26 protein-coding genes are annotated in these 26,191 nt (G+C 44.4%); 11 read left to right on the top strand and 15 right to left on the bottom strand.

Translation table 11 applies throughout. From position 1 onward, the window contains the following. The first annotated feature begins 115 nt into the window (after nucleotides 1–115). The 7 genes from ACYRYY_RS14520 to ACYRYY_RS14490 all read left to right on the top strand — a co-directional run bounded on the left by ACYRYY_RS14520 (nucleotide 116) and on the right by ACYRYY_RS14490 (nucleotide 8,061). The gene (locus ACYRYY_RS14520; protein WP_460216311.1) at nucleotides 116–1,405 is read left to right on the top strand and encodes a radical SAM protein; all 1,290 of its coding nucleotides are present in this window, start codon (nucleotides 116–118) and stop codon (nucleotides 1,403–1,405) included. Nucleotides 1,406–1,408: 3 nt separating this feature from the next. Next, nucleotides 1,409–2,125: a hypothetical protein gene (locus tag ACYRYY_RS14515; RefSeq protein ID WP_460216310.1), complete on the top strand. Its 717-nt coding sequence runs from the start codon at nucleotides 1,409–1,411 to the stop codon at nucleotides 2,123–2,125. Then, entirely contained in the window at nucleotides 2,125–3,684 is a 1,560-nt protein-coding gene (gene nadB / locus ACYRYY_RS14510; RefSeq protein ID WP_460216309.1) for an L-aspartate oxidase, read from the top strand. Before ACYRYY_RS14515 ends, nadB begins: the two co-directional genes overlap by 1 nt. Further along, nucleotides 3,656–4,345 (top strand): tRNA (5-methylaminomethyl-2-thiouridine)(34)-methyltransferase MnmD, encoded by a 690-nt coding sequence (locus ACYRYY_RS14505; protein WP_460216308.1) that lies wholly within the window; start codon nucleotides 3,656–3,658, stop codon nucleotides 4,343–4,345. The genes nadB and ACYRYY_RS14505 overlap by 29 nt, the downstream gene beginning before the upstream one ends. Before the next feature lie 631 nt (nucleotides 4,346–4,976). Then, nucleotides 4,977–5,558 (top strand): PrsW family glutamic-type intramembrane protease, encoded by a 582-nt coding sequence (locus tag ACYRYY_RS14500; RefSeq protein WP_460216307.1) that lies wholly within the window; start codon nucleotides 4,977–4,979, stop codon nucleotides 5,556–5,558. 86 nt (nucleotides 5,559–5,644) lie between these two features. Next, the gene (locus ACYRYY_RS14495) at nucleotides 5,645–7,687 is read left to right on the top strand and encodes a PAS domain S-box protein (RefSeq protein WP_460216306.1); all 2,043 of its coding nucleotides are present in this window, start codon (nucleotides 5,645–5,647) and stop codon (nucleotides 7,685–7,687) included. After that, the gene (locus ACYRYY_RS14490) at nucleotides 7,687–8,061 is read left to right on the top strand and encodes a response regulator transcription factor (protein ID WP_460216305.1); all 375 of its coding nucleotides are present in this window, start codon (nucleotides 7,687–7,689) and stop codon (nucleotides 8,059–8,061) included. Before ACYRYY_RS14495 ends, ACYRYY_RS14490 begins: the two co-directional genes overlap by 1 nt. Before the next feature lies 1 nt (nucleotide 8,062). Here the strand turns inward: ACYRYY_RS14490 and ACYRYY_RS14485 are convergent, their stop codons facing one another. The 8 genes from ACYRYY_RS14485 to ACYRYY_RS14450 form a co-directional block, all read right to left on the bottom strand. Continuing rightward, the gene (locus ACYRYY_RS14485) at nucleotides 8,063–8,254 is read right to left on the bottom strand and encodes a hypothetical protein (protein ID WP_460216304.1); all 192 of its coding nucleotides are present in this window, start codon (nucleotides 8,252–8,254) and stop codon (nucleotides 8,063–8,065) included. A gap of 3 nt (nucleotides 8,255–8,257) precedes the next feature. Continuing rightward, entirely contained in the window at nucleotides 8,258–9,481 is a 1,224-nt protein-coding gene (nqrF, locus tag ACYRYY_RS14480; RefSeq protein WP_460216508.1) for an NADH:ubiquinone reductase (Na(+)-transporting) subunit F, read from the bottom strand. A gap of 16 nt (nucleotides 9,482–9,497) precedes the next feature. Next, entirely contained in the window at nucleotides 9,498–10,109 is a 612-nt protein-coding gene (gene nqrE / locus ACYRYY_RS14475) for an NADH:ubiquinone reductase (Na(+)-transporting) subunit E (protein ID WP_460216303.1), read from the bottom strand. After that, nucleotides 10,106–10,726 (bottom strand): NADH:ubiquinone reductase (Na(+)-transporting) subunit D, encoded by a 621-nt coding sequence (locus tag ACYRYY_RS14470; protein WP_460216302.1) that lies wholly within the window; start codon nucleotides 10,724–10,726, stop codon nucleotides 10,106–10,108. Before ACYRYY_RS14470 ends, nqrE begins: the two co-directional genes overlap by 4 nt. After that, on the bottom strand, nucleotides 10,719–11,507 hold the full coding sequence (locus ACYRYY_RS14465; protein ID WP_460216301.1) for a Na(+)-translocating NADH-quinone reductase subunit C: 789 nt from the start codon (nucleotides 11,505–11,507) through the stop codon (nucleotides 10,719–10,721). Before ACYRYY_RS14465 ends, ACYRYY_RS14470 begins: the two co-directional genes overlap by 8 nt. Next, nucleotides 11,494–12,687: an NADH:ubiquinone reductase (Na(+)-transporting) subunit B gene (locus ACYRYY_RS14460; protein ID WP_460216300.1), complete on the bottom strand. Its 1,194-nt coding sequence runs from the start codon at nucleotides 12,685–12,687 to the stop codon at nucleotides 11,494–11,496. Before ACYRYY_RS14460 ends, ACYRYY_RS14465 begins: the two co-directional genes overlap by 14 nt. Then, the gene (locus tag ACYRYY_RS14455) at nucleotides 12,687–14,033 is read right to left on the bottom strand and encodes a Na(+)-translocating NADH-quinone reductase subunit A (RefSeq protein WP_460216299.1); all 1,347 of its coding nucleotides are present in this window, start codon (nucleotides 14,031–14,033) and stop codon (nucleotides 12,687–12,689) included. The genes ACYRYY_RS14460 and ACYRYY_RS14455 overlap by 1 nt, the downstream gene beginning before the upstream one ends. A gap of 102 nt (nucleotides 14,034–14,135) precedes the next feature. Next, nucleotides 14,136–16,355 (bottom strand): EAL domain-containing protein, encoded by a 2,220-nt coding sequence (locus ACYRYY_RS14450; RefSeq protein ID WP_460216298.1) that lies wholly within the window; start codon nucleotides 16,353–16,355, stop codon nucleotides 14,136–14,138. A gap of 224 nt (nucleotides 16,356–16,579) precedes the next feature. On the opposite strand from ACYRYY_RS14450, the gene ACYRYY_RS14445 reads away from it, so the two are divergent. From ACYRYY_RS14445 to ACYRYY_RS14435, 3 genes are read left to right on the top strand one after another with little or no spacing between them, the layout of a single operon-like run. After that, nucleotides 16,580–16,939, top strand: coding sequence for a response regulator (locus ACYRYY_RS14445; protein ID WP_460216297.1), 360 nt, complete (start codon nucleotides 16,580–16,582; stop codon nucleotides 16,937–16,939). Nucleotides 16,940–16,951: 12 nt separating this feature from the next. Further along, nucleotides 16,952–17,575, top strand: coding sequence for a chemotaxis protein CheX (locus ACYRYY_RS14440; RefSeq protein ID WP_460216296.1), 624 nt, complete (start codon nucleotides 16,952–16,954; stop codon nucleotides 17,573–17,575). After that, nucleotides 17,565–20,285 (top strand): PAS domain-containing sensor histidine kinase, encoded by a 2,721-nt coding sequence (locus ACYRYY_RS14435; RefSeq protein ID WP_460216506.1) that lies wholly within the window; start codon nucleotides 17,565–17,567, stop codon nucleotides 20,283–20,285. The genes ACYRYY_RS14440 and ACYRYY_RS14435 overlap by 11 nt, the downstream gene beginning before the upstream one ends. On the opposite strand, the gene ACYRYY_RS14430 is transcribed toward ACYRYY_RS14435, so the two are convergent. Continuing rightward, the gene (locus tag ACYRYY_RS14430; RefSeq protein WP_460216513.1) at nucleotides 20,282–20,494 is read right to left on the bottom strand and encodes a hypothetical protein; all 213 of its coding nucleotides are present in this window, start codon (nucleotides 20,492–20,494) and stop codon (nucleotides 20,282–20,284) included. The genes ACYRYY_RS14435 and ACYRYY_RS14430 overlap by 4 nt on opposite strands. Between ACYRYY_RS14430 and tnpA the strand changes: the two genes are divergently transcribed. Next, nucleotides 20,420–20,875 carry an IS200/IS605 family transposase gene (tnpA, locus tag ACYRYY_RS14425; RefSeq protein WP_460213869.1) on the top strand — a complete coding sequence of 152 codons (456 nt, stop codon included), beginning with the start codon at nucleotides 20,420–20,422 and terminating at the stop codon, nucleotides 20,873–20,875. The two genes, ACYRYY_RS14430 and tnpA, sit on opposite strands and share 75 nt — an antisense overlap. Here tnpA and ACYRYY_RS14420 read toward each other — a convergent pair. The 6 genes from ACYRYY_RS14420 to nifK form a co-directional block, all read right to left on the bottom strand. Continuing rightward, the gene (locus tag ACYRYY_RS14420; protein ID WP_460216295.1) at nucleotides 20,821–21,294 is read right to left on the bottom strand and encodes a DUF269 domain-containing protein; all 474 of its coding nucleotides are present in this window, start codon (nucleotides 21,292–21,294) and stop codon (nucleotides 20,821–20,823) included. The two genes, tnpA and ACYRYY_RS14420, sit on opposite strands and share 55 nt — an antisense overlap. A 1-nt stretch (nucleotide 21,295) precedes the next feature. Continuing rightward, nucleotides 21,296–21,664, bottom strand: a complete 369-nt coding sequence (nifX, locus tag ACYRYY_RS14415) for a nitrogen fixation protein NifX (RefSeq protein ID WP_460216294.1) — start codon at nucleotides 21,662–21,664, stop codon at nucleotides 21,296–21,298. Next, a complete protein-coding gene (nifN, locus tag ACYRYY_RS14410; RefSeq protein WP_460216293.1) occupies nucleotides 21,661–22,992 on the bottom strand; it encodes a nitrogenase iron-molybdenum cofactor biosynthesis protein NifN in 1,332 nt (443 codons plus the stop codon). The genes nifX and nifN overlap by 4 nt, the downstream gene beginning before the upstream one ends. Nucleotides 22,993–22,996: 4 nt before the next feature. Beyond that, nucleotides 22,997–24,355: a nitrogenase iron-molybdenum cofactor biosynthesis protein NifE gene (gene nifE / locus ACYRYY_RS14405; RefSeq protein ID WP_460216292.1), complete on the bottom strand. Its 1,359-nt coding sequence runs from the start codon at nucleotides 24,353–24,355 to the stop codon at nucleotides 22,997–22,999. 11 nt (nucleotides 24,356–24,366) lie between these two features. Beyond that, on the bottom strand, nucleotides 24,367–24,573 hold the full coding sequence (gene nifT, locus ACYRYY_RS14400; protein WP_460216291.1) for a putative nitrogen fixation protein NifT: 207 nt from the start codon (nucleotides 24,571–24,573) through the stop codon (nucleotides 24,367–24,369). 98 nt (nucleotides 24,574–24,671) lie between these two features. Then, a complete protein-coding gene (nifK, locus tag ACYRYY_RS14395) occupies nucleotides 24,672–26,189 on the bottom strand; it encodes a nitrogenase molybdenum-iron protein subunit beta (RefSeq protein ID WP_460216290.1) in 1,518 nt (505 codons plus the stop codon). Nucleotides 26,190–26,191: the final 2 nt, after the last annotated feature.

Raw genomic sequence — 26,191 nt, 5'->3', positions numbered from 1 at the left:
TATATATTGAAAAATTGCGAAAATACAATATGATTTGTTTTCCGTCTGCCCGTCAAAAGGGCTCTGTTTACGTTCAGGTCTGACTCAGACGGGTTCATAAAATAAGGCAGGTAAAATGTACGATATACCAAGTCTGCTGTTTGCGGACAGACAGGGAAATATATATGATCACCCCAGCCTCAAAATGGCTGTGAGAAGTGAAAACTATAACTTTGTTCCGTACGAGACGGAGCTTATTGAACTACCCGAAACATCAAGGCTGTATTTTATGCCTGATACGCACCCCATAGCCTATAATCAGGATACGGCGAATATGGAAACTTTTACAGGAGGAATGGCAGTCAGCGTATTTCTTGCCCCTGGGTTTCTGCGCCTGTTTCTTCCTGCATATAAAAAACTGAGTGAAGACATTCTTCCTCTTTACGCTTATACAGCAGTGGGATGGATGAACGGGAAGTTTGTTGTGCCCGCACTAAAAATAGACGATGATTCCAAATGGAATCCATGCCTCTATGATTTTACAGACAGCTTTAAACCAAAGGTTCAGGCATATCTTAGTAAATATCCGGACAACAGATTATATAAGCAGCTTGCGAAATGCGCCCTTGAATACCACTGCACGGCTGCGAAAAATGTGTTCATGGGCAGGTGGGAATGCCCCATCCCCACAGCTCCTACCTGCAACAGCAGATGTCTGGGCTGTATATCCAAACAGCCTGCGGAGTGCTGCCCCTCCCCGCAGTCACGCATCAGCTTTGTTCCCTCACCGAAGGAGATAATCGAAGTTGCCCTGAACCATTATGAAACGGCGGAAGAACCGATAATCAGCTTTGGTCAGGGGTGTGAGGGAGATCCGATCACAGAAGCCGAAACTATAGCCAAGGCTGTGTCGGTCATAAAGAAAAAAGCACCTGACATGACAATAAACTTCAACTCCAACTGTTCAAGCCCTGAAAAGCTCAAACTTCTCCTTGATGCAGGAATAGACAGCATCAGAGTAAGCATGAACTCAGCCAACCATACAACCTATGAAATGTACTATTCACCGGTTAATTACGACTTCGGTGATGTTCTGAAAAGTATTGAACTGGCAAACAGATATAAAGCGTACGTATCTCTCAACCTGCTCACAATACCCGGAATTAATGACAGAGAGGGCGAGCTGAATACCCTCCTTGACTTCCTCGGAGCGTACAATATAGACCTTATCCAGCTTCGTAACCTCAATATAGATCCGGACTTTCTGTTCTCTAAAATGAAGTTTAAAACAGAAGAAATCCTTGGATTGAAAAACATGCTAAAATTAATCAAACGTAAAAACAAAAATGTCAGGTTCGGTTACTTCAACCGCACGAAGGAAAACTTTTTTAAAGACTTCGGCTACCCTGACCTTAAAAGGAGATAACTCATGAAGAAGCTTCTTGTATTGGCATTTATCATCTGCTTTGCGGGCTCCGCATTCGCAGACGACATCAAACTCCGTCCCGGTATGACTCAGAACGACTTTAAAACCTTTGCCAAAGAACTCGGTTCTGTAATTTCGTTTGACCCCAACAGCCCCGCAGACCCTCTCGGGCTCCTCGGTTTTGATATAGCCGCTGAAGCATCTTTCAACATAATTGATACTGATGTATGGGATCACGCAGCTTCCGACGGTGACTCGCAGGAAGCCCTCATCATGTACAGGCTGCACGCCCAGAAAGGTCTGCCCGGAAAAATTGACATAGGAGCAATGATAGGTCAGTCTGCCAATTCCGACCTCACAGTGGCTGGTGTTTCAATAAAATACGCCATACTGGAAGGCACAATGGCGACTCCTGCACTTTCTGTCAGAGCGGCATATTCTCAGACAGTGGGTCATGATGAAATAGATGCCTACAACGCAAACATCGGCGTCTTTATCAGCAAAGGCATACTTATCATCAAACCCTATGCTGGTATTGTAGGCTCTATGAATTATCTCAAAGAAAAATCCGATGCAGTTGATCTTGACACTGAAACAGCTTACACAGCAAAAGGTATATTAGGAATTCAGGTTACTCCGTTTCCTTTCCTGAAATTCAATGCTGAAGCAGGTATCGGAGAAATAAACCAGCTCAGTCTTAAGGCAGGCATTCGCTTCTGATGAATAAAAAACGTTTCGATTATATAGTTCTCGGCAGCGGCGTTGCAGGTTTGCGCGCCGCTATTGAGCTTGCAGGTCACGGAGATGTGGCTCTTATAACTAAATGTGTCCTCGGTGAAAGCAGCTCTGAATATGCTCAGGGCGGTGTTGCTGTAGCCTTAAGTGAAGAGGATGATATAGTTCTTCACTACGAAGACACTCTGAAAGCTGGTGACGGTCTCTGCATTAAAGATTCGGTGAAAACCCTTGTGGCTGAAGGACCGGAATATATAACACAGCTTATATCATGGGGTGCAAATTTCGACACTAAAGAAGGAGCTCTCTCATTTACCCGTGAGGCGGCACACAGTGTTAACCGCATAATCCATGCGCACGGTGACGCCACAGGGCATGAAATTGTCCGCACCCTGAAAGAATATTCCCTGAAATTCCTTAACATATACAGGCTGGACTACACCTACGCTCTGGACTTCATAATGGAAAACAGCAGAGTCACGGGTGTTCTTGCATTGGATGAAAAAACCGGGGAACTGACATCATTCTATTCAAAAGCAGTAGTCGTTGCCACAGGCGGCGCAGGCAGACTGTTCACCCGCACCACAAACCCGGATGTTTCCACAGGGGACGGAGCTGCTATGGCTTTCAGAGCAGGAGCAGAGCTGGAAGACATGGAGTTTTTCCAGTTTCACCCCACCGCCCTGCACTTCCCCGGAGCGCCAGCGTTTCTTTTGAGCGAATCTATGAGAGGCGAAGGAGCTGTACTGCGGAACAACGCCGGAGAAAGATTCTGTTTTAATTACCATGAAGACGGCGAACTTGCGCCGAGGGATGTGGTAAGCCGTTCCATATTCTTTGAAATGAACAAGACAAAAACGAAACACGTCTATCTCGATGTGACTCACCTTGATAAAGAACATATACTTCACAGATTTCCGAAGATATACAACACATGCCTCAGCTATGGCATAGATATAACCAAAGACTACATCCCCGTCAGCCCTGCCGCTCATTACTATATGGGAGGCATAAAAACTGACCTTGACGGACGCTCAAGTCTGAAAGGGCTGTACGCCTGCGGTGAAGCTGCATGCACCGGGGTACACGGAGCAAACCGCCTTGCCAGCAATTCACTCCTTGAAGGTGTTGTGTTCGGCGGAAGAAGTGCAAAGGCTGCGGTCAAAGACACAGAAAATACGCTTATAAGTGAAACAGAGATCCAAGTATCTGAAACTTACAAAGAAACCGACTGCGCCCAAGCACTTAAGTTCATTCAGGAAACTATGTGGAAGTATGTAAGCGTTTCCAGAAATGAAGAAGGGCTGAAAAAAGCAATCAGTGAGCTTGCATCGTTTCTCAGTAAATTTGAGGGTAAAACTCCGGCAGACAGAAAAACCGCCGAGCTTAAAAACCTTGCAGAGAGCGGACTGCTGATGGCTCATGCCGCCCTCGCCAGAGAAGGCAGCCGTGGCGGGCACTACCGTGACGACATGCCGGAAAAAATAACAAAAGACTATCACGTATATTTTACAAATGCCGAATTTAATCCTCATTTCAGGTGATAAGAAGCCGATCTCCACGGGGGACGGCTCCATATCATTCTACAACCTTACATATAAGCAGGCTTACCACGCAAAGAGTATTGGTACATTCACCGAAAGCCTGCATAAATTTGTAATCCCTTCAGGCGTAATAGAGAAGCTGAAAAAAGGTCATGTGCGTATTCTCGACATCTGCCTGGGAATAGGCGCTAATCTCGCAGTGACTTTCCATGAAATTGAAAAACTGGATATTCCGAAGGAACACAAGCTTCAGATAGTCAGCCTTGAAAAAGATCACAGCCTTGTTCAGCTTATTCAGAAAACAGCCTCTCTGACCCCGCCCGACGGATACAGAATCTTAAGAAAGCTTCTTTATGAGGGAACATGCGGAAGGTATGGTCTTGATGTAATGTACGGTGATGCGGTAAATAGTCTGGACAGGATTCAGGCACCTTTTGATGCAGTTTACTTCGACCCGTTCAGCAAAAGAAAAAACGCTGAAATGTGGACAGAGAGTGTTTTCAGAAACCTTCACAGGGTTTTAAAAGATGACGGCAGAGTGGTAACCTATTCTTGTGCTAAGGGAGTTAGGGAAGATATGAAGAAGGCGGGTTTTGCCGTTTCAGACATCCCCCGCCTTCCTGATGGCTTTCAGTCAGGAACTGTAGCTATGAAAAACTAGTCTGCACACTAGTCTACATGTTGGGATTTAAAGTAAACCGCAGTCCAAAAGCCTGCGATAGCCGAAACACAAAGGATGCCTAAAAATATAGCCATTTCTGCCTCCATTAAAAAGAATGTGTTTTCCTTTGAAACAGTGCAGGAAAACTGCATTCAACTTTTTTGTTATGTATATAAGGCAATAATAAACCCTAAAACAAATAAAACAACTCCATTTTTTGTCTCTATTTAACAGATCGCAGAACAAAACGTGTTTTATTGTTCTAATACGTTGTTAATCATCGGTTTATTTGTTAATATAATTCTTTAGTGCGCAAAACAAATAACCTCTTTCTAAAAAGGCTCTCCTTCAAGTATTTATTAAAATCAACATGACTCTATTCCTCTTTCTGACACATTTTTACTTACTTCTCTTTTCATTATGAGTTACCGTTCATTTCATTATTCATAAAGAAAAGCTCATTAAGGAGTTAAGCAACTTTAATATTGCGTATGAAAAAAGACTGAGGTAGTTTGATTGATTATACTTTGGCGGGTGCTGATTGGAGTTGGTATTAATTCTGACTGCCGGTTCACTGTTGTGGATCTGCATTATAAATGCCTTCGGCAGGTTTGAGAAACGGACGGTTTTTATGTCCCTTCTTGTAGCCTTTGCTGCCGGTTCAGCCGCCTATCACCCTGCTGCATGGCTGAACACGCTTTTTCTTGATACCATTGGTATCGAAATGAATGCTGTAAACCTTCCCCGATCTGCTACAGCAGCATATTCTGCATTTGTAGGCATTAACGAAGAGTTTCTCAAATGCCTCATAACCTTTCTGATTATTAAAGACTCCAAAAACTATGAAACCCCTGTGCAGGGATATATATACGCTGCTTCAGCGGGGCTGGGCTTTGCATTGCTTGAAAACATATACTACCTGAAAGGGCTTAACACTGAAATGCTCCTTATGCGGCTTTGCATCTCCACCCCACTTCATATTAGCCTTGCGCTGATATGGGCAGCAGGTATAAATGCTGCAAAATTTGCACGCTGCGGCTTTCTTCAATGCGCCGCAGGATATATTTTTGTTTCCGCAGCTCTGCATAGCACTTACAATTATCAGGCGATATACGCAGGCAGTATTTCGGAAAGCGCCGTCAAGACCCTCACTGTTCTTTCAGTGACCATAATTACGGCTTTTTTCTTCATTCGGCATCATAAAAACAGATAATCTGTGCTATTGCACTTTTACTTAGTGATAGATTATGATAGTTTTATAAAACAATTTGTTTTTTAATCTGTTAAGGCTGTGAATGTATGAGTGCGGATAAAGCTGACAAACATAAAAAACAGTATAAGACTGCTGACAGCATTTCTCAGGATGATGAATGCTGTTTTCTGTTTCGTTCAGTTTTTGAGCAAAGCTCAGACTCTGTCATAATAACAGATCTCAAAAACAATGTGCTTTTCTTTAATCCCGCCGCTGTTCATATGTTTGAGATGGAATCGGAACAGCTTGCCCGCCAGAATATCAACGCCCTTGCTTTCGGACGTAAAATTATCAGCAAAGAAGCTCACAGCAGCCTTATCAAAGGTGATTTCCCTGAGGGGATTAAAGCTGAAAACCTGTATATGACCCGTGATGGTTTTTTCTGGGGGCATACAGCTATTTCACTGATCTCAGGGTATAAAGACTCTGAACCGAGAATACTGTTTGTTATAAGAGATATAACAACTGAAAAAAATCTCCGGGAAGAGCTTTTAACAAGCAGGGAACAGCTTCAGAATATGCTGGATTTTGTAAACAGCATGGTTGTGGTCACAAACGGAACAGAGATACGCAACTGCAATAAAAATCTTTTGAATTTTTTCAGCTACGAAAACATTAACAGCTTCAAAGAAAAGAACTCCTGTATATGCGATACATTCATCCCTCTTGCTGGCTACCTCACCGAAACCCGAAGAGGTCACTGGCTCAAAAAAGTCCTGCGTAATAAAGCATCTTCCGGTGACACTAAAGTTGCCATAAAAGACCCCGCAACCGGAGCCATACGCTTCTTTATGGTGGATATACAGCCGTTTCCCGGTGAAAAATACTACTACATTGTCTCATTCACTGACATAACTGAACTTGAAAACCAGAAAAAGCTTCTGGAAAATACCAACATATCCCTTGAAGAGAAGATAAACAGACGCAGCAGAGAACTATTTGAAAGTTACCGCAAACTTGCCGCAAATGAAGAGATGCTTTCCGTAATTTTCAACATGGCAAGCATCGGCATAGCAATGGTTGATGACAAAGGGCGCTACGTTCGGGTAAACAGCCGATTCTGTGAAATATACAGGCTCAAGGAACACAATGTAATAAACTCTGACTTCGGAGAGGTTCTTCACGAAACTCTACGTGATGATATGCACCGCCTATTTATAAAATACCGTGACGGTCATATTAAACGCATAGCTTCAGAGTGGAAAATTAAGAGAGTTGACTCCACTCAGGTTGACATTCTGATGACAACAAAATGGGTAACTATGTATGATGGTAAACGCTACCTCATATCAACCCACCTTGATATAACCGATAAAAACAGACTGCAGCAAAAGCAGAGAGAGCAGGAAAGAATGCTTGTTCAGCAGTCAAAAATGGCTGCTATGGGTGAAATGATAGGTGCAATTGCCCACCAGTGGAAACAGCCTCTCAATGCCATAGCGCTGATAGCTCAATGCTTTAAGGATGACTATGACTATAAGGAGCTTACGCTTGATGCCGTAAACGAACACGTCAACGGAATATTGAAGCAGGTAAGCTTCATGGCGGCTACAATTGATGACTTCAGGAATTTCTTCAAACCCGCCAGAACCATGCAGGCTTTTGAAATTTCATCTGCTGTCTCAGATATTGTCAACCTTATGCTGCCTCAGCTTAAAGTAAACTACATAGCTGTCTACGTGGATAACTCCGCTACAAACACTTACGGATCGGAGGTTTATGGTTATCCCAATGAGTTTAAGCAGGTAATACTCAACCTGATAGCCAATTCAAAGGATGCTATAGCTGAAAGAAGAGCGGCAAAAACTCTCAAGAATTCCGAAGCAGGAATAATAAGTATAAAAATAGAATCCACAGAAAAACAGGTCAGAATTATTTTCTCCGATAATGGAGGCGGGATACCTGATGAGGTAATGAACAGGCTGTTTGAGCCCTATTTCACAACAAAAGGCTCAGGTTCAGGTATAGGTTTGTACATGTGCCGTACAATTATTGAAGGTAAAATGAAAGGGAAAATAAGCGTAATTAATTCAGGAAAAGGCGCTGAATTCACTATTTTACTGGAAAAACTTATTGAGGGGAGTGTCTAATGAAAGAGCTGAAGGATATCAGGCTTCTTTTCGTGGAAGATGAGCTGCTTATGCAGAAATCCATCGAAAAGATTCTGGCAAAGCATGTCGGTGAATTTAAACTTGCGGTCAACGGGGAAGAAGGTCTTAAAATACACGGGGAGATGAAGCCAGATATAGTCATTACTGATCTGGATATGCCTGTGATGAACGGGCTGCAGATGATTTCCTTAATCAGAAAAACAGACGAAAAAACCCCCATTATTATCATAACCGCCTTTGAGGATCAGGCAGAAGTAGCAACAGGGGCCGATTTTTCTCTTATTAAACCTATTCTTAAAAAAAGGCTTTTTGAGCTTCTCGAAAAATGTGTTGAAAAGCTGAACAGCAAATAACCTAACTTTTCCCGCAGTTGTTCTGGCTGTTTTCACACTTGTCATTATCTGCGTGCCCGCCGGAAGAGGCGCAGCATTCTGCCCCCTTCCCGCATCCGCACGATGCGTTTTTCCTCTTCGCACTAAGCACGGAGAGAAAAAACACCGCAAAAGCTACTAATGCCGCTATAACTGCGACAGCGAATATCTTCATTAGCTACCCGCCGAAATCGTCAAAGTATATATTTTCAGGTTCAACACCCAGCTTATCCAGCAGGTCTAGCACTGCATCTATCATCACAGGAGGTCCGCAGAGGTAGTATTCGCAGTCCTCCGGCGCAGGATGGTTCCTAAGATAAGCGTCATAGGCTATGCAGTGAACAAATCCTTTATAGCCTGTCCAGTTATCTTCCGGCATAGGCTCGCTCATCACCACATGCCAGCTGAAGTTTTCAAACTCTTTTTCAAGCTGTTTGAAATCTTCATCATAAAACAGTTCAGCAACGCTTCTGGCTCCGTACCAATAGGATATTTTGCGCTTTGTGCCTTTTCTTTTAAGCTCATCAAACACTATGGAACGAAGCGGCGCCATGCCCGCACCACCGCCGAGGAATATCATTTCCGTATTATTATCCGTTGCATGAAACTCACCGAACGGACCGGTGATGGTCACTTTATCGCCCGGTTTCCTTGTGTGAAGATAGGTTGAGCCCTTTCCCGGAGGTATGCCATTGGTTTTAGGAGGCGGAGTTGCGATACGTACGTTAAGCTTTATCACGCCCTTCTCTTCCGGATAATTCGCCATAGAATAAGCACGGACAACAGGTTCATCAACCTTTGATTTATACTGATATATGCCGAATTTCTCCCAGGTGGCGTGGTATTTTTCTCCAACGTCTATCTGCGTGAAATCAGCCTCATAAGGCGGAACCATAACCTGAATATAGCCGCCGGCACGGAAATTCACATCTTCTCCTTCGGGAAGCTTGAGAACAACCTCTTTTATAAAAGTCGCAACATTTCTGTTGGATATAAGTTCGCACTCCCATTGACGGGCACTGAATACTTCCGCCGGAACTTCAATGTCAAGGTCTTCTTTGACAGTAAGCTGGCATGAAAGTCTGTAGCCCTCACGTTCCATTTTTCTGTTAATATGGCTTTTCTCCGTGGGAAGGATGCTCCCGCCGCCGGAATTAACAACAACCTTACACTGCCCGCAGGAACCACCGCCCCCACATGCAGATGAAACAAATATTTTTTCATCTGCCAGAACGCTGAGAAGTTTGCCTCCTCTCTGTACATTCAGAGCCTTGTCCTCACTGCCGTTTATGACAATACGCACATTTCCGGAGGGAACAAGCCATTGTTTAGCCGTGAGGATGAACCCAGCGAGAAAAAGGATTATCGCCGTAAAAAGAGCAACACCTAAAACTATTTCTATCAAGTTCTGCCTCCCCTTAAAGCTGTATTCCGGAGAAGAGCATGAACGAAATCGCCATGATTCCCGCTATCACAAATACAATACCCAGATTGTCCAACCCTTTGGGGACATCGGCGTATTTCATCTTTTCCCTTATGCCCGCCATAGCGATTATAGCAAGTGCCCAGCCTGCTCCCGAACCAAAGCCGTAAACCACACTTTCGCCGAAAGTGTAATCACGCTGAACCATGAACAGAGTTCCGCCGAGAATCGCACAGTTCACAGTGATAAGCGGCAGAAAAATCCCCAGAGCGTTGTATAGCTTAGGTACAAACCTGTCCAGACCCATTTCAAGCACCTGAACAATAGCTGCTATAATGCCTATATAAGTCACAAGACCGAGAAAGGTAAGATCAACATCGCTCAGACCAGCCCAAGCGAGGGCTCCGTCCTTAAGTACATGCTGATATATAAGGTTGTTTACCGGAACTGTTATTGTCTGCACCGCTATTACCGCTATACCCAGTCCGGTCGCTGTTTCGACCTGCTTTGAAACGGCAAGGAAGGTACACATACCAAGGAAGAAGGCAAGAGCCATGTTCTCGACAAAAATTGATTTAACCAGAAGGCTTAAATATATCTCAATCATGCCTTCACCCCTTTAGCAATAATAAGCTGAACGCCCCAGATGATTAGCCCTATCAGGAAAAATGCACTCGGAGCGAGGAGAAACAAACCATTGGGTGTGTACCATCCTCCGTCGGTAGCAAGGGGAAGCACCTGAATACCAAGCAGCTTTCCTGCCCCCACAAGCTCACGTATTGTTCCAACGACAATCAGAACCAAACCGTAGCCGGCTCCATTGCCCAGACCATCCAGAAGGCTCTGGAATGGCGGGTTTTTGATGGCAAATGCTTCCGCTCTGCCCATGAGGATACAGTTTGTTATGATAAGTCCAACGAAGACTGAAAGCTGTTTGCTTATCTCGAAGAAGTAAGCCTTTATGAACTGATCAGCTATGATAACCAGCGATGCGATAATGGTCATCTCAACAATAATCCTGATGCTTGAGGGAATATAGTTCCTGATTATGCTGAGTGAAAAGTTGGACAAACCAAGAACAACAACAACAGCGAGTGCCATAACCATAGTGGTTTTCAGGTTTGATGTAACCGCCAGTGAAGAGCAGATGCCGAGAACCTGAACAGCTATTGGGTTATTCCTGAAAATGGGGTCCGTGAATATTTTTGCCGTGCTGCTAGCCATTGAACCCCTCCGATTCTATCTTTGAAAGAAATTTTCCGTAACCGTTTTCACCAAGCCAGAAACGCACCAGCCCGTTAACACCCCTGCTTGTCATGGAAGCTCCTGAAAGAGAATCCACAAGGTGTTTTGCATCGGGGTTTGAAGGATCAACTTTACCGTTTCCGACACCAAGTTTAAGCCTGCCGTCTTCGCCGTAAACCTCTTTGCCTACCCACTGAGCCTTCCAGTTGGGGTTATCCACCTCGCCGCCCAGACCGGGAGTTTCCTTCTGGTCATAAAATGTCAGCCCGGCCACAGTCTCGCCGTCACCCTCAAGGGCAAGGAAACCGTACATGGTTGACCAGAGACCGCTGCCGTAAACATGGAGAATTATTTTATCCGGCTTGCCGTCCTTCATGACAACATAAACCGGCTGTTCTTTGGATATGCTTGCTATACCAGCGATATCCTGTTCCTTTGTAAGACGCACAGATGTTGAAGAGGCGGTACTGAGAGCCTTGAAATCTTTAAAGAACTCGGTATCAAAGCCAATTTCCTTTTCATAGCTGCCGTCCGTAACATTCACAGCCAGAACAGAAATATCCCTGAAGGCTTCTTCAATATCAGTATTTTCACCTAGAAGTCCTGCAGCAGCGAGAACATTCCTCTGCCTGTCAAGTTCACGGTTTTTATCCTGAATCGGTTTGAGGGAAACCGCAGCGGCGGAAACCAGCACCGAACAGACAACAGAAAGAACGAGAGATACTATAAATGTAAATTTTCTTGAATTAACATCCGGCATATCTGCGCCCCCTCCTTCTTATATTTGCTTTGATAACATATTGGTCTATTACAGGTGCGAAAACGTTTCCGAAAAGAACCGCAAGCATTGCACCCTCCGGAAATGCAGGGTTAACGACCCTTATCAGCGCTGTCATAGCACCTATGAGAAATCCGTATATATACATCCCCGTTCTTGTCATTGAGGCGGACACGGGATCAGTTGACATGAAAACCATGGCAAAGGCGTAGCCGCCGAGAACTATATGCCATTCGGGAGGAAGATTCATCATAACATTAGTTTCACTGCCCACGGCATTAAACACCAGCACCAGAGAAACAAGCCCCGCAAGGCTTGAAACCATTATTCTCCATGAGCCTATGCCGGTGGCTATCAGAACTGCCGCTCCGAAAAGACACGCAAGCGTTGATGTCTCACCCATTGAACCGGGCATGAGCCCCAGAAAAGCATTTATCCAAGTTATACCTGATTCACCGCCATGTGCCAGTGAGCCCAGAGGAGTTGCGTATGTCATTGCATCTGCGGGAATCCACACTCTATCTCCCGTCATGGCGGCAGGGTATGAGAAGAACAACACTGCCCTTGAGATGAGAGCAGGGTTTACGAAGTTTCGTCCTGTTCCGCCGAAAACCTCTTTACCCATAACCAGACCGATGGAGATCGCAACACCAGCCTGCCACAGGGGTATGGTGGGGGGAAGAATCAGCGGAAAAAGAAGAGAGGTTACAAGGAACGCCTCACCTATTTCATGTTTTCTTACAACTGCGAACAGAAGCTCCCAGAAACCGCCCACTGCCAGTGTCACTATATAAACAGGCAGGAAATACAATGCCCCGTGCAGAAAACAGGAGCCGATTGACGAGCTGTCCGCACCGCCTGATGCTGTCATGACAGCAAGACGCCAGCCCTCGGAAAGAGTGCCCGCTTCAGCGGCATAGTTTGCCTGAAGACCTGTGTTGTAAAACGCCATAAGCACACAGGGTATGAGAGCAAGAACAACAGTGGTCATAATCCTTTTGAGATCAAGCCCGTCTCTGATGTGTGTGTGCCCTTTTGTCACTTCCGGTGAAGTGTACAGAAAACTGTCGGTCATTTCAAAGACCGGATACCACTTTTCCAACTTACCGCCCTTTTTGAAGTGATGTTCATGTTTTTCGAGAAAATTACGCAGCCCTTTCATCAGCCTTCCTTCTCTATGGTATCAAGCACCTGCCGGAGCATAGGCGCATAGTCCTGCTTGCCGGGGCAGGCATAAGTACACAGGGATAAATCCTCCTCCAGAAGCTCAAGACAGCCGAGCTTCTCCGCCGTTTCAAAATCCCCAACGGATATTGCACGAAGAAGATAAGTAGGCAGAATATCCAAGGGCATCACATCCTCATAACTTCCAACCGGAACTATGGGACGCTTACCGCCGTTAAGATTCGTATTGAAAACAGGTTTGCCTATGCCGAACCCGGTGAGGAAAGAGCGTTTCACAGAATGCATGTCCGTTCCTAGACCAGCCCATCCAAGGAGCTTTCTTTCCCTTCCTTCGGGTATAAGTGTAACCTGATTTATATATCGGTGGAGATAGTCAGTGGGAGCAACAGCCTTACGTCCGTAGAGAGCGCTTCCGCATATTACACGGACATCTTCTGCGGAGATTTCGTCTTTGAGGAGGTCGCCAAGCCATGCACCTCTGACCGTTCTGATAAGCCTCGGCTTAACCGCCCCTGTTCCGCAAAGTGAGACAACAGTCTGCGTCGGTATTTTACCGGTGAGGAGCAGCTCGCCTATTGCCGCTGTGTCCTGCCAGTTTATTTCCCATGTGCGGTTGCCTGCGTGGGCAGGAGCCAGAAAATGGATATGGGTTCCTGCAAGTCCCGCAGGGTGTTTGCCCATGAAACATGCGTATTCCGTTTTTGCACTCGGAACAACCGGCACAGAGTCTTCTGAATTAACACACACAAAAAGCTTTTTACCTGCAAGCTTTTCAAGAGCAGCCACTCCGGCCGTGAAATACTCCTCTCTTCCAGAGAGGGCAATCTTCACATCAGCACAAAGAGGTCTTGTGTCTGCGGCGGTGACATAAATATAGTCCGCAGCGGCATCAACAGCAGAAACTTTGCCGAACGGGCGGCTGATAAACGATGTCCACAAACCTGCCTCGTTGACAGCACTACGCACGGTTTCTTCACCAAGCTTCTGAATGTCTGAAAGGCTGTACTGTCTGAAGCTTTTTCCGTCTGTGCCGTCGATCTCTATTTCAAGAGAAAGAAACCTGCGCTTTTCACCTCTGCTGACAGAAAGAACCTTGCCGGAAAAAGGCGTAATAAACTTCGCCTCCGGATTCTTTTTATCGGTAAAAAGCAAATCTCCTGCCTTTACCGAATCCCCTTCCTGAACATTCATAGTGGGCTTAAGACCGATATGATCGTCTCCTATGACAGCATATCTGCTCACAGTTCCCGACTCATAGATTTTCTGTTCGGGAGCCCCGTCCAAGGGAAGGTTAATCCCTTTCTTAAGAACTACTTTTTTCATACCGCTCAAAAAACACCCTCATTACTCGCTATAATTAAGACAGTTTATGCCTTATAATACACAACAGCTTACAAATAAAGCATAATCCTAATAACGTCAGAGTCAAGTAAAGACGTCCGGCTTGGTATCCGGCTTTGGTTTAGCAATAAAAAATCCCTGTGAATAGTCTATTCCCAGTGCGTTTACCGCATCGAAAATTTCCTGACTGCTCACAAACTCCGCAACAGTTTTGATTTTCATGCCGTTTGCGAAGCCTTCTATGCTTTTCACCAGTCTGTTTGTATATTCATCCCGGTGGATGTTCTGGATCAGGCTGCCGTCAATTTTCAGATAGTCAAAATCCAGATTCATCAGATGAGTAAAATTGGAATAACCGGTACCGAAGTCATCTATCGCCACCTTGCATCCCAGTCTCTTCACTTCACTGATAAATTCCCTTATCTCTTCATAGTTGCCGATGTTGTCCGTTTCAAGGATTTCAAATATCACATTGGAAGCAATACCGGTTTCCCTGAGCAGACTCTGTATGTAAAGAACTATATCTTTATTGAGTATATCCTCTGTTGATATATTAATGGAGAACTCGTTGCTGCCGCCATTAAAATGTTCCACAGATTTGCGGAGCATAATTTTAGTGAGCTGCGGATAAAGCTTGGTCTTCTTTATTATGGGCAGAAAAAGCCCGGGGGATACCACGCTTCCGTCAGGTTCAAGCATCCTTATAAGGCATTCGTACTTACGGATCTCTCCGGTTTTATTATCCATTATACCCTGAAAATACGGAACTATACGATCCTCTTTAATCGCCTGTTTAACTTTATTAAGCCAGAAAAAGTTATTTGACTGGTGTTGGCTCAGTTCCATACTTTCGTCAAAGTGCATATAGGCACGCTTACGCTCTCTGGATATTTTCAGAGCAATGTCAGAGGACTGGAGCGGTTTATCCCTGTTGCCTGAAATACCTATACTGACAGAGATAGAAATCTCAATACCCTGATAGTCGATGAGTTCCGAATCTGTTCTTAATGATATGTATTCAGCTATCTTTTCCGCCAGCTCAGTCCTTGATTTAAGAAGTATTACAAACTCATCCCTGCCGAGCCTGTAAAGCGTGTTAATATCCTCAAGTTCCGGATAAATTGACTCAAGGGTCGAAATATAATCCCGCAGACAGGCAGAATATTCCTTAAGGACATGATCCCCCGCCCCAATTCCGAAAACCTCGTTGACCTCTTTGAAGCGGTCAATATTAATCAGGATCATTATTGAGCCTGAAAGACCCTGCAAATCATTCAGAAGAGCGTTTCTGTTCGGTAGTCCGGTGAGGGTATCTGTCCTCTGCTGTGCAGAGAGGGTTCTTTTTCCTTCTTCTATAACCTTGAGCATAACCCGGAAGCTGTAATGCAGAATAACAGCGGCAAGAACCAGAAAAGCAACAACCACCAAAGCAAGATAAAATCTGGCATTGCGGTAATCTTTCACTTCCGCATCAATATTCTGCACCACAACAAGATAGGCAAACGGTTCCCCTGAATATTCTTTCAACTCATAAGCAGTGTGAAAGCTGTAGTAGGTGCCGTCGATTTTTTTAAGCAGCATTCCGCGCCCCGGTGTAAAATCTGCTTCCTGTTCTCTGAAAGCAGGATCACTGGTGCCTGCAATATAGTAACCGCCTGATTCAGCCATATTTTCTCTGCTGTTAATAATCTCGGCAAAATTTTTCTTAATAAAGATTGCACTCCTGAACTGAAAATGTTTTGCAACATCCTCTATCACAAAGTCAGAACTAAGCCCCAAATCAAGCATACCCAGATAGTCTCCGCCTGAAAAAACAGGCACTATAATTCTGTAGAATATTCCGTGTCTGCCCGGCTCAAAACCGGATAATTCTGTGCGTGTCTCATTCATTTTTTTTACAAGAGGACGCACTTCCGTGAGGTTATCGCCAAAATAATCCGGTCTGTGCATTCGCAGCAATGTCACTCCGTTTTTATCAATAAAATGCATAACGTGAAAAAAAGGGTCTTCCTCCCTCATCTGCCTGTAGTAAGGTATAAGCTCCAGAAACAGTTTTTCTCTGTCCCCTTCTTCAATAGCCTTTAAAACAGACCCATGCTGCAAAAGGCTGTGAGCCTTATCAAAATAACGGCGTTCGGTATCCGCAACTGACAACTCAAATGAACGTGCAAGCTGAGAGTCAAACCTGCGGAAAGAATAATCAAGGTATTTTTCATTAAAATAATTGCCCGCAAACAGAAAAATAGCGGAAAGAGAGAGCATAAGCATTATAACAAGAAGCATTGCCCTCATGCGGACAGTCATAGCATTACCACCTTTTTAGAAACGGATTTTAAACAGCAAACTGTTTAAACAATACCAAAACACTATTTATTATACATTTGCATAACGGGAACTGCAACTTAACATTAATTTCATCAATAAACACTGTATATGGATTGAATAACGGCTTACGGATCTTGAACTTGACATTTGACGTTCTCAGGTTATGATCACATAAAATTAATAATAATTTTTAGCAGGTACACATGAAAATATTAATTGCCGATGATTCAAAGATAGCCCGAAAGGGAGTTCTTAAGTCTCTGTCTACAGCTTTTACCGACGATTTTGACTACCGTGAGGCATCTAACGGAGCAGAAGCTGTTGAAATATACTCCGAATACAGACCGGATATTGTTTTCATGGACCTCACCATGCCTGAGAAAAGCGGTATGGAAGCGCTTGAGGAAATAAAGTCAGTGAATCCGTCCGCAAAGGTTGTTATAATTACAGCGGATATACAGAAAAAGACAACCGAGATGGTTGCTGAACTCGGTGCAGATGAAATACTAAACAAGCCTGTAACTGCAGAGAAAATATCACAAATAATATCAAAACTCGTATAGCGGCTGATTTGTATGATAAATGTTCTTAACGAAGACAGGAAAGATGCGCTCACAGAAATAATGAACATTTCCTACGGTATGGCTACTGCCATTATATCCGACTCTATCGAGGCGCACGCAAATCTCCATGTACCAAAGATTCATGTTGTAGGTACAGAAGGTCTGGAAAACTACGTCAACAGCAAAACATCCAAAACCAAAAACTATTACGTTTCCGTTCAGGTTTTTATCAATAAACTGGACGGAGAGAGCATTTTCATCATAGACAATGAATCCGCAGGAAAAGTTGCGGATATATTCATGAGTGATAATGATGAAACCATTGAAGACGAAGAAGATATCATCAGCTCTATTCATGAGCTGTCCAATATTCTTACATCCGCCTGCGTGGGTAAAATAGCGGAACTCCTTGAACTTGAAGTGTTCTTCCACCCGCCCGCTGTTGATAAACAAAGCGGTGAAAAGATTGCGGAATACAAAAACTTCGAGAATTTCAGCAAAATTATAGTAGTTGAAACTGTTTTGGATTTCAGGCAGGAGGAGATCAACGGGCTTCTTATATTTCTTCTGAAGGAGAGTTCTTTCGATCACCTGCTTATAGCTCTGGATAAATATATTGAACAGTATGAAATTTGAGACCGATCCTTCTTATTTCCTTGACTCCATATACAACGGCGCCTGCATTCTGGACGATGAATTAACGGTTCACTTCTGGAACAAATGGCTTGAGGCGCATACTTCCCTTTTCAGAGAACAAGTTACAGGAAAAAAAATTACTGACTTTTTTCCTGAAATCAATGTAAAGCAGCTTAAAAGAAAAATACGCTCAATGAAAGCTCTCCGCTCCCATACTTATTATGACGCAGGGACAGACGGATGGCTTTTCAGGATTAAATCTGCAAAATTTACAAATTCGCTTTTTGAATACATGAAGCAGAATGTTGTAATATCCCCGTTTGATAAAGAACTTAAATACGCTCTTGTGATGATATACGACCAGACAAGGCTGTTTGAGACACAGAAAAAACTTGAAGAAAGCGAATCATTTCAGCGTGCCGTGTTTGGAAGAAGCGCCAGCGGTATCGTAATACTGAATACTGATAAGTCGATTCTCATCACAAATGAATCTTTTCGTAAAATGACCGGACTCGATGAGAATGAACTCAAAGGAATGGATTTTGAAAAATTTCTTTGTGATGAACATATTGAAGTTTGCAGAGATTGTTTTGGCAGGCTTTTTTCCGGTCAGAGAGACTCAGTAACGGAAGAGGTCAAAATACAGACACCCGGAGGAAGAAACTTCTGGAGCAGGATAGCCGGTTCGGTAATCTTTGATCAGGACGGCAGAGCTGAATACGTGGTCTGTGTCATGGATGACATTACAGAACGAAAAAACTTTCTGATAGAGCTGGAGAAAAAGAGCGAGTATGTCCAGAAGATTCTGGATTTCCAGTCAAATATTATCATAGTAACTGACGGAGAACTTCTGCTCAACTGCAACAAAAGTTTCCTTGATTTCTTTCAGTCAAAATCCCTTGAGGATTTTAAAAGCAAAAAGAAGGAACTATCTGATTATTTCATGGAAGAACAGGGGCTTGTTACCGGTGATGATGAGCAGGGATGGCTTGAAGAGGTTTTCCAGAACTTCCGTATGGGTGTGGACAGCAAAGTTAAAATGCGTGACCCCTTCGGAGCGGTAAGAACATTTCAGGTCAGCTTCCGTGTTCTCCCTATGACTGCCGGAGAATACATAGTTTCCCTCACAGACATAACAGATTTAGAGAATTACCACAAAATATTAAGAGACGCAAACCGCATACTGGAAATAATAGTCAACGAACGCACGGAGGAACTCCGCAAAACAAACCGAATGCTTGAGAGCAGCCGCCAGCAGCTTGAGCAGGCGCAGCAGATCGCACGAATAGGAAGCTGGGAATGGACAGGCGGAGATAATAAGCTGGACTGCTCAGACGAACTCTACAGAATTTTCGGAGTGGACAAGGCGGAGGTTATACTCTCCCAGAAAAACTTTTTTGATATGATAGCACCGGAAGATATAAACCTTCTTCAAACTATGAGTTCGGAAGAAACAATAGCAAAGGGAACTTTTGACGAATACATCCATATCAACAGAATAGACGGTGAAAAGCGTATTCTCCGCATACAGAGCCGCGTGAAGAAAGATTTATCCGGAAATCTACATATTCTGGGAACTGCTCACGACATTACAGAAATAAAACGCACAGAAGCTGCCCTCCGCCAGAATGAACAGCTTCTTTCATTTATATTCGACTTTGCTTCTTTCGGTATTTGTCTTGTTGATCAAAAAGGTTGTTTTGTCAGATTCAACAAAAAATTCAGCCAGATTCTTTCCATTCCGGAAAAGATACTCAAAAACTCCAACTTCTTTGATATATTCCCCGAAGCAGACAGGGAAAAAGCACCGCACACCACAGAGTGGAAGCATAATGCAGATAACGGCAAAACCCTTGATCTTCTTGTGACTGCCGGTGCTGTGAAGATGGATGATGAAAAACTCCACTTTATTTACTCAATAGCGGACATTACCGAAAAAAACAGGATAGAGCGGATACACAGAGAGCAGGAACAGATGCTCATTCAGCAGTCAAAACTCGCCGCCCTTGGCGAAATGATAGGTGCAATAGCCCACCAGTGGAAGCAGCCTCTCAACTCCGCCAGTCTTTATGTTCAGCTTATTGAAGATGACTACGACTTTAATGAGCTGACCAAAGAAAAGCTCAGTGAATACGTTATAGAAATAATGAACCAACTTAATTTCATGGCTCACACTGTGGAGGACTTCAGAACCTTCTTTACCCCGTCAAAAACATTAGGAGAATTTTCTGTTAAGAAAGCCCTTGATGATGTAACAGCACTGATGAAATCATCTCTGGAAAAACACAGAATAAACGTTAACATCACTGCAGAAGGGAATGACCCCGACAGTGTAGTTCTTTTCGGATACGCCAGTGAGTTCAAACAGGTTATGGTGAACCTGCTGAGTAACGCCCGTGACGCCATAGATTCAAAAAGAGCTTCAATGCCCCCTCTGGAAAGAAAAAACGTGGGCAATATAGACCTTATAATAACCGAAACCGATACCGAAGTGATTATTGAAACAAAAGACGATGGCGGCGGTATTCCGGAAGATGCGCTCAAGCGGATTTTTGAATCCTACTTCACCACCAAAGGTGACGAAGGAACAGGAATAGGGCTTTATATGTCACGCATGATCATAGAAAACCGCATGAAAGGCAGTATAGCCGCCTCAAACAGCGGTAAAGGCGCTGTATTTACCATGCGGTTTCCAAGAGAATATATCTAAATCAGCCCCAGTTCCTCGGCCTTCTCACATGCCTTGAGAGTCTTTTTCTCGCCTGAGCCTGCAAGCTCCTCAAGGGAGCTGAAGGCAAATTTATGCGGTCGAAGACAGAACACCACGCTTTTAAGCGTGGATGAATGAGCCTTTCGACGGTATACTTTTCTATGGAAATCATTAAGACCTCTCACAGTGCTTATTACTTGAAATATCATGTAGTTTGGGTTTGTAAATACCGTCGAAAGATCCTGAAGCCTGGTGTCTGTTCTTATATTCGTAAAACGTTGCCCAGTTTATTGAGAAGTATGCCTGGCGTTGAAATAGAAGCCATTGGCTTTGACTTAGATCATTTGCATATGGTTATAATTATTCCTTCCAAATATAGTATTTCAGATGTTATGGGTAGATTAAAAAGCCAATTGGCTTCCCGTATGCGAAAATTTTTTGATTGGTTAGAAAAAGTATACTGGAATGAAAATATAGTGTGGTCGCCAGGCTACTTCGTTAGCAGTATTGGTTTGAATGAAGACGTAATTAAAAATTACGTCGAAATGCAAGGGCAACAGGATTCAGGACAGCTCAAGATTGAGCTGTAAAAAACATGCGATAGCATGGCGAAAGCATAGAACCCCGGGTTTACCCGGGGGTATCTATGAGCATTGCGGAGGGTATCACAGCAGAGTATGAAATCCTCAGTTATAACAAATGCTCTTCCAAAGCCTTCATAACCTAAATCCAGAGCGGCGTAGCACATCTTACCGGTATTTTCCTCAACAATCATGGCAACAGCTTCGTAAAACATGCGTATCTGCCACACAGTCTGAATATCCACCGCTCCGGAGGTGTCAATCTTCTTTTTTTCTTCCCTGCTTTTCACATAACGGCTCAAAACCTGAGTATCATCAAGCTTTTTCCATGAGCCATATGTGTCAAACGCTCTCATTTTCTTAACAAGCGTGTCCGTAAAGCCTGAGACCTCCCAACCTGTTCTCTGGGAGAGAGACATGCCGACCATGTCATTTTACCTGTATCGCTTTTCTCAGCCAAGGCGGCGGAGAGTCATTCAGCTTGTTCACCAGACTTTCCAGAAGCTCATCTATGGAAGCGTTTTCATCCACCTTAATGGGGTGGATTTTATTGCGCACAACCACAGCAGCAGCCGGACCGCCTATTTCAGTGAGGTAAAGTATGGAACAGTCATTAAGTGCGCTGACTTTTGTATTAATATCAACCTTGTGGTTTTCCTCTGCGTCTATGGGGATAAAGCTGCGGAGCTCGGAAAACTCTGCCCCGTCCGTGTTTACATCATAAACTGCAACAGAGGTTGCCCTTCCGAAATGTTCGTCTACCTCTTTTAAACTGTTCGTACAGAACGCTACCTTCATAAACTCCTCCTGTAGTTCTCCGTCTGTTCCTCCCATGATTCGTGTTCGTCACGCTCAAGGAGGATGCTCCCGATCTCTGCGGCAAAATAAGCCGCTCCTCTGTAGCAGGAGTAAACTTTGATAAACTGCCCTATCCTGTCCTTCACCGGAATCCCCATCCTCAATAATGGAGCGTGTATCATCTCCGAGGTTAAGTGGGCATTGGTGTTTGAAATAACAAGGGAGACTCCTCCCCCCTTTAGGGCTACATCTTCCAGATCACCTTTGATAACCTCTTCCGCCGGAATTTCTCCGAGGAAGGAGGAATTAAAGGTGGTGATGCCGATTTGTACCGTAATGCCTAACTCATCATGAAGAAACTTTGATACGCCGAGAAGAAGATCCGGCTCAATGGCGACAGCACATTTTTTGCCGCCGAAGTTGAAGTGTCCGTCAAGCATTACGTCTATTGCTATTTTGCGCTGCTTTTTGATTTTGGCGGGGACATCCGTCCTCCCGCTGAGTTTCATAAGCAGCTCTATAAATCTGTCCGTTTCGGAGATTCCGATGAGAGAATCAAATGTCACGAAAGGGACACCGTTAAGTTCTTTAAGCTGTTCAGCTATTTCGCCCATTGTTCTGCCGGCGGCGATATTCATCTCGGCGGCTCCGGCGGTTTCTATCTCTTCCACTGTGCATCCGCCGGGAGCGGTGCTGTAGAAAAAGTCCGCACTGCCGGACATACTGTCCGATATATCAGGCAGAAATACAGGTCTGAGCCCGAATGATTCGATAATATCCCTTATCTCGTCTATATCTCCTGCGGTCATGCCGAATGCGGGGAGTATGTTCACACGCCCTTTCTCTGTCTGCATTTTTGTGGGTGCAAGCTGTTTGAAAACAGCCTTCAAGGTGTTTGTATAGCCAAGGTGGGCATCGTCCACAAAGTCAGGTGTTGTGCAGTAAACTATTTTTGTTACTGCATATTCCGGATACTTTTTGCGGAAATCCTTTATACTTCTTTCAAAGTCGTCCCCTCTGGTATCTGAAATCCCTGTGGATAGAAGAACCAGAAGTTCCGGCTTGTGTTTCTCTATCACATTTTTCATCCCTTCAAGCAAGTTCCAGTCCTCACCCATTATCGTGGCTATATCGGTGAGTGCTGTTGTCTGCATCGGAACAATCTCACGAAAGTGCTGTGTAAGAAACGTCTTGGTAAAAGCTGTGCATCCCTGTGAACCATGGTGGAGGGGCATAGCTCCCTTTATCCCGAGAGCGGCTAAACTGCCGCCAAGAATCTGACTCTTTTTAAGCGGGTTTGTCTGCCCGGTTTTTATCTTTGTTTCCATAAACTTACTCCCAGGGTGCTTTGCTTTTTGCCACTTTCCATACAGGTGAAGTGAGGGTGTAAGCGAGCTGTTTTGCCAGTTCAACCATTCCGGTATATCCTGCATAACCGTGTATCCTTTCCTGATTTACATCCACAAAAGGATACCTGCCTTTGATGGAGGTATACATGTTCCTCCCGCCGGCAAGGAGGAGATCGGCCTTTTCTTTCTGAAGTATGTTCAGAAGTATCCGTCCGTCTCCTTTTTCAAGGAGCATTTTCTGTGTTCCTTCAAAATGTTCCCTGATTCTTTCTATATCCTGCTCAGTTGATTTTCTCGTGCTTGTGCCGATTACGTCCATGCCGAGTTCTTCAAGCTGGTAGATTGTTGACCAGCTTTTCACCCCGCCGGTGTAGACAAAAACTCTTTTCCCTTTAAGCTGCGCCGTGTAAGGGGCTAACTCTGCGAGAACCTCTGCGTTTTTCCTCTCAACAAATTTGAGGATCCTGTCTCTTAGCTCATCAGAACCAAGCATATCTGCCACGGAAAGGAGTGTTTTCTCTATTTCACCGAGTCCGTAGAAAGAGCCTTCGGCGAAGGGTATGCCGTATTTACGTTTGAGTCCTTCCGCAAGAGTGAGCAGAGCCTTGCTGCATATCACAAGGGTGCATTTTGCTCTGTGTGCGTATGTAATCTCATTAAAAGATGTACCGCCCGTAAGGCTTGCGAGAACGTTTATCCCAAGCTCCTCAAAAACAGGCATCATCTGCCAGAGTTCGCCTGCGATATTGTAATCGCCTATTATATTTATGTCGTATTTAGTTGTTTTTTCAGGTTCTCTCGTACCGATTACATACTCAAGGAGAGCATCGCCCGCTATTTTATTACCGAAGTTTTTATTGCCGATGAAGCCGGGTGACTCCACAGGTATGACAGGAAGTCCGGTGAGTTCGGAAGCCTTTTTACAGGCAGTGGGAACATCGTCACCTATCATGGCGGTAACGCAGGTGGTGTAGACAAATATCGCCTTAACAGGGTATCTGTCTGCTATCTCAACGCATTTATCCGTAATCTTTTTTTCTCCGCCGAATACAACGTCCATTTCTGTTACATCGGTGGAAAAACCCATTTTATAGTATTGACCGTGGAGGTTTCTGCTGCCCCTGTTGTTCCAGTTCTGGCTTACACAAGTTGCAGGTCCGTGGATGAGATGTGCCACATCACCGACAGGGAGAAGCACAATCTGCGCTCCGTCAAAGGCGCATCCGCCCATTGTGGCGCCGGGAGTGGGTTTAGCACATTTCTTTACTTTTTCCGCTGTGCTTTTCTTCTGATTTTCGGAACAGCTGTCGACTTCGGTCAGGTGGTCAAATTTTGCAGCCATGGTACATTCCTTTATTTTGAGAGGACTTTCGCCTCGAATGTTGCGGGGAGTTTCGGTGTTTCCTCAAGTGCGGGAAATTCCAGAACCCATCCATTGTCAAGTTCAAACACTCCGCCCCATGCCCCTGCCTGCTCTATTTTGATTACGTGCGCTTCGATGTCCTTCTTGGGAACATAAATATTAAGCCCTTTCGGGGTTTCTCTAACTGTTACTTTCATAGCCCTACCTTCAAAAAATAATAATTAATGAGTTAAAAAAAGCGGAGGGCGGACTTTTGCCGCCGCCCCGCAGCGGTATTTATACTTTTTTTAAGATACTAACGAATTACGTCGTAGCTTGTAGTGTACATAGTTTTCCTGTCTGTCTCGTCAAGGATAGTGTTAACAATCCAGTTGAGGAGGTTCAGTCCGCCCATGTACCCGATTGTGGGGTATCTGTGGAGGAACTGTCTGTCGAACAGGGGGAAACCGATTCTTATAAGCGGAATGCCTGTATCTCTCATGAGATATTTTGCGAAAGTGTTTCCGATAATGAAGTCGGAAGGGTCTGTCGCAAGGAGTGAGCGGAAATGCCACATGTCTTTGTTAGCGTAAACTTCCGCATCTTTACCCTGAGGATATTCAGCGAGTATTCCTTTAATTTCTGCTTCCCAGTCCTTGGAACCGTTAGTGAGGAGAACGTGTTTTATGTCCCCGCCGAGTTCCATTACAAATCTTGTAAGACCTATTGCATAATCAGGGTCAGCGTTAAGAGAGAAGCTCTTGCCGTGTACCCAGAAGTATGAATCGCCGATGGCGTCTATGAATCTGCCTCTTTCGTTTTCGATTTCAGCAGGTATTTCCTTACCGGTAAGCTCGGCTATAGCCATCATAAGATCGTCAGAACCTTTGATACCGAAGGGGTTAACCACTTTCACAGGGTGTCCCCATTCTTTTTCCATGTACTCTATTGTTTTTGCAGTAGAGTATTTCTGGAGAAGAAGAGTAGCCTTGGAGTTAGGTGCATCCTTAAGGTCTGCAAGCTTTGTTCCTCCGTTGAACATTTTGTAATGTCCGTCAGTGGGTGAATCGAGGTTGTAGGAGGGGTCGCTTATAAGTACGTAGTCCACTCCGAACAGACCGAGGATTCTTTTTATCTCACGGAAGTTGCCTATATAAGTGTCGAATCCGAGAATAACGTTGATTCTGTCTTTTACCTCACCTGTTTTCTCGCCTATCTGAGAAAGAAGGCTCAGCATCATGTTGTCATATCCGTTGATATGCGAACCCACGAATGAGGGTGTATGCGCATATGCAGTGGGGAAATCAGCGGGTATTTTGCCCTGTTCCTTTGCGTTTTTCACAAAGTTGTTAAGGTCATCACCGATAACTTCTGACATGCAGGATGTGCATATTGCTATCATGCCGGGTTTGTAGAGCTTGTAAACGTTATCAAGACCTACATACATGTTGTTGTGTCCGCCGAAAACCGCAGCGTCTTCCGTCATTGAGTCGGAAACAGCAGGGAAAGGTTCTTTAAAGTGGCGGCAGAAGTGCGAGCGGAAGTAAGCTGCACAGCCCTGTGAACCGTGTACATAGGGCATAGTGTCATCTATACCTATTGCTGCGTAAAGCGCACCGAGAGGCTGACAGGACTTGAGGGGGTTGATTACAAGGTGTTCTCTTTTAAAGTTAAGATCCTTGTACTCCTCACCAAGTGTCCACTCAAGGGTTTTAGCAACCTCGTCCTTAGTTGCGGCGTTTTCATAAAGCTCGCGCTTTCTGTCGAACATTTCAGAGAAACGTTCATCGTTAAATAGAGTTATATGATCTTTAATTTTTATATCTTTGCTCATGT

The organism is Geovibrio sp. ADMFC3 (assembly GCF_054687035.1).
Note: the sequence above shows the minus strand (reverse complement) of the source record. Positions and strands in the feature narration are given on the sequence as shown.

What these genes read in the sequence shown, in the direction of transcription:
- ACYRYY_RS14520 (WP_460216311.1), top strand. Translation starts at nt 116, where the DNA reads ATGTACGATATACCAAGTCTGCTGTTTGCGGACAGACAGGGAAATATA.
- ACYRYY_RS14445 (WP_460216297.1), top strand. Translation starts at nt 16,580, where the DNA reads ATGAAAATATTAATTGCCGATGATTCAAAGATAGCCCGAAAGGGAGTT.
- ACYRYY_RS14450 (WP_460216298.1), bottom strand. Translation starts at nt 16,355, where the DNA reads ATGACTGTCCGCATGAGGGCAATGCTTCTTGTTATAATGCTTATGCTC.
- ACYRYY_RS14435 (WP_460216506.1), top strand. Translation starts at nt 17,565, where the DNA reads ATGAAATTTGAGACCGATCCTTCTTATTTCCTTGACTCCATATACAAC.
- nifK (WP_460216290.1), bottom strand. Translation starts at nt 26,189, where the DNA reads ATGAGCAAAGATATAAAAATTAAAGATCATATAACTCTATTTAACGAT.
- nifX (WP_460216294.1), bottom strand. Translation starts at nt 21,664, where the DNA reads ATGAAGGTAGCGTTCTGTACGAACAGTTTAAAAGAGGTAGACGAACAT.
- ACYRYY_RS14485 (WP_460216304.1), bottom strand. Translation starts at nt 8,254, where the DNA reads ATGAAGATATTCGCTGTCGCAGTTATAGCGGCATTAGTAGCTTTTGCG.
- nadB (WP_460216309.1), top strand. Translation starts at nt 2,125, where the DNA reads ATGAATAAAAAACGTTTCGATTATATAGTTCTCGGCAGCGGCGTTGCA.
- ACYRYY_RS14440 (WP_460216296.1), top strand. Translation starts at nt 16,952, where the DNA reads ATGATAAATGTTCTTAACGAAGACAGGAAAGATGCGCTCACAGAAATA.
- nifE (WP_460216292.1), bottom strand. Translation starts at nt 24,355, where the DNA reads ATGGCTGCAAAATTTGACCACCTGACCGAAGTCGACAGCTGTTCCGAA.
- ACYRYY_RS14490 (WP_460216305.1), top strand. Translation starts at nt 7,687, where the DNA reads ATGAAAGAGCTGAAGGATATCAGGCTTCTTTTCGTGGAAGATGAGCTG.
- ACYRYY_RS14500 (WP_460216307.1), top strand. Translation starts at nt 4,977, where the DNA reads ATGTCCCTTCTTGTAGCCTTTGCTGCCGGTTCAGCCGCCTATCACCCT.
- nifT (WP_460216291.1), bottom strand. Translation starts at nt 24,573, where the DNA reads ATGAAAGTAACAGTTAGAGAAACCCCGAAAGGGCTTAATATTTATGTT.
- ACYRYY_RS14430 (WP_460216513.1), bottom strand. Translation starts at nt 20,494, where the DNA reads ATGATATTTCAAGTAATAAGCACTGTGAGAGGTCTTAATGATTTCCAT.
- ACYRYY_RS14495 (WP_460216306.1), top strand. Translation starts at nt 5,645, where the DNA reads ATGAGTGCGGATAAAGCTGACAAACATAAAAAACAGTATAAGACTGCT.
- ACYRYY_RS14465 (WP_460216301.1), bottom strand. Translation starts at nt 11,507, where the DNA reads ATGCCGGATGTTAATTCAAGAAAATTTACATTTATAGTATCTCTCGTT.
- ACYRYY_RS14455 (WP_460216299.1), bottom strand. Translation starts at nt 14,033, where the DNA reads ATGAAAAAAGTAGTTCTTAAGAAAGGGATTAACCTTCCCTTGGACGGG.
- nqrE (WP_460216303.1), bottom strand. Translation starts at nt 10,109, where the DNA reads ATGATTGAGATATATTTAAGCCTTCTGGTTAAATCAATTTTTGTCGAG.
- tnpA (WP_460213869.1), top strand. Translation starts at nt 20,420, where the DNA reads ATGAGCCTTTCGACGGTATACTTTTCTATGGAAATCATTAAGACCTCT.
- ACYRYY_RS14470 (WP_460216302.1), bottom strand. Translation starts at nt 10,726, where the DNA reads ATGGCTAGCAGCACGGCAAAAATATTCACGGACCCCATTTTCAGGAAT.
- ACYRYY_RS14420 (WP_460216295.1), bottom strand. Translation starts at nt 21,294, where the DNA reads ATGGTCGGCATGTCTCTCTCCCAGAGAACAGGTTGGGAGGTCTCAGGC.
- ACYRYY_RS14460 (WP_460216300.1), bottom strand. Translation starts at nt 12,687, where the DNA reads ATGAAAGGGCTGCGTAATTTTCTCGAAAAACATGAACATCACTTCAAA.
- ACYRYY_RS14505 (WP_460216308.1), top strand. Translation starts at nt 3,656, where the DNA reads ATGCCGAATTTAATCCTCATTTCAGGTGATAAGAAGCCGATCTCCACG.
- ACYRYY_RS14515 (WP_460216310.1), top strand. Translation starts at nt 1,409, where the DNA reads ATGAAGAAGCTTCTTGTATTGGCATTTATCATCTGCTTTGCGGGCTCC.
- nifN (WP_460216293.1), bottom strand. Translation starts at nt 22,992, where the DNA reads ATGGAAACAAAGATAAAAACCGGGCAGACAAACCCGCTTAAAAAGAGT.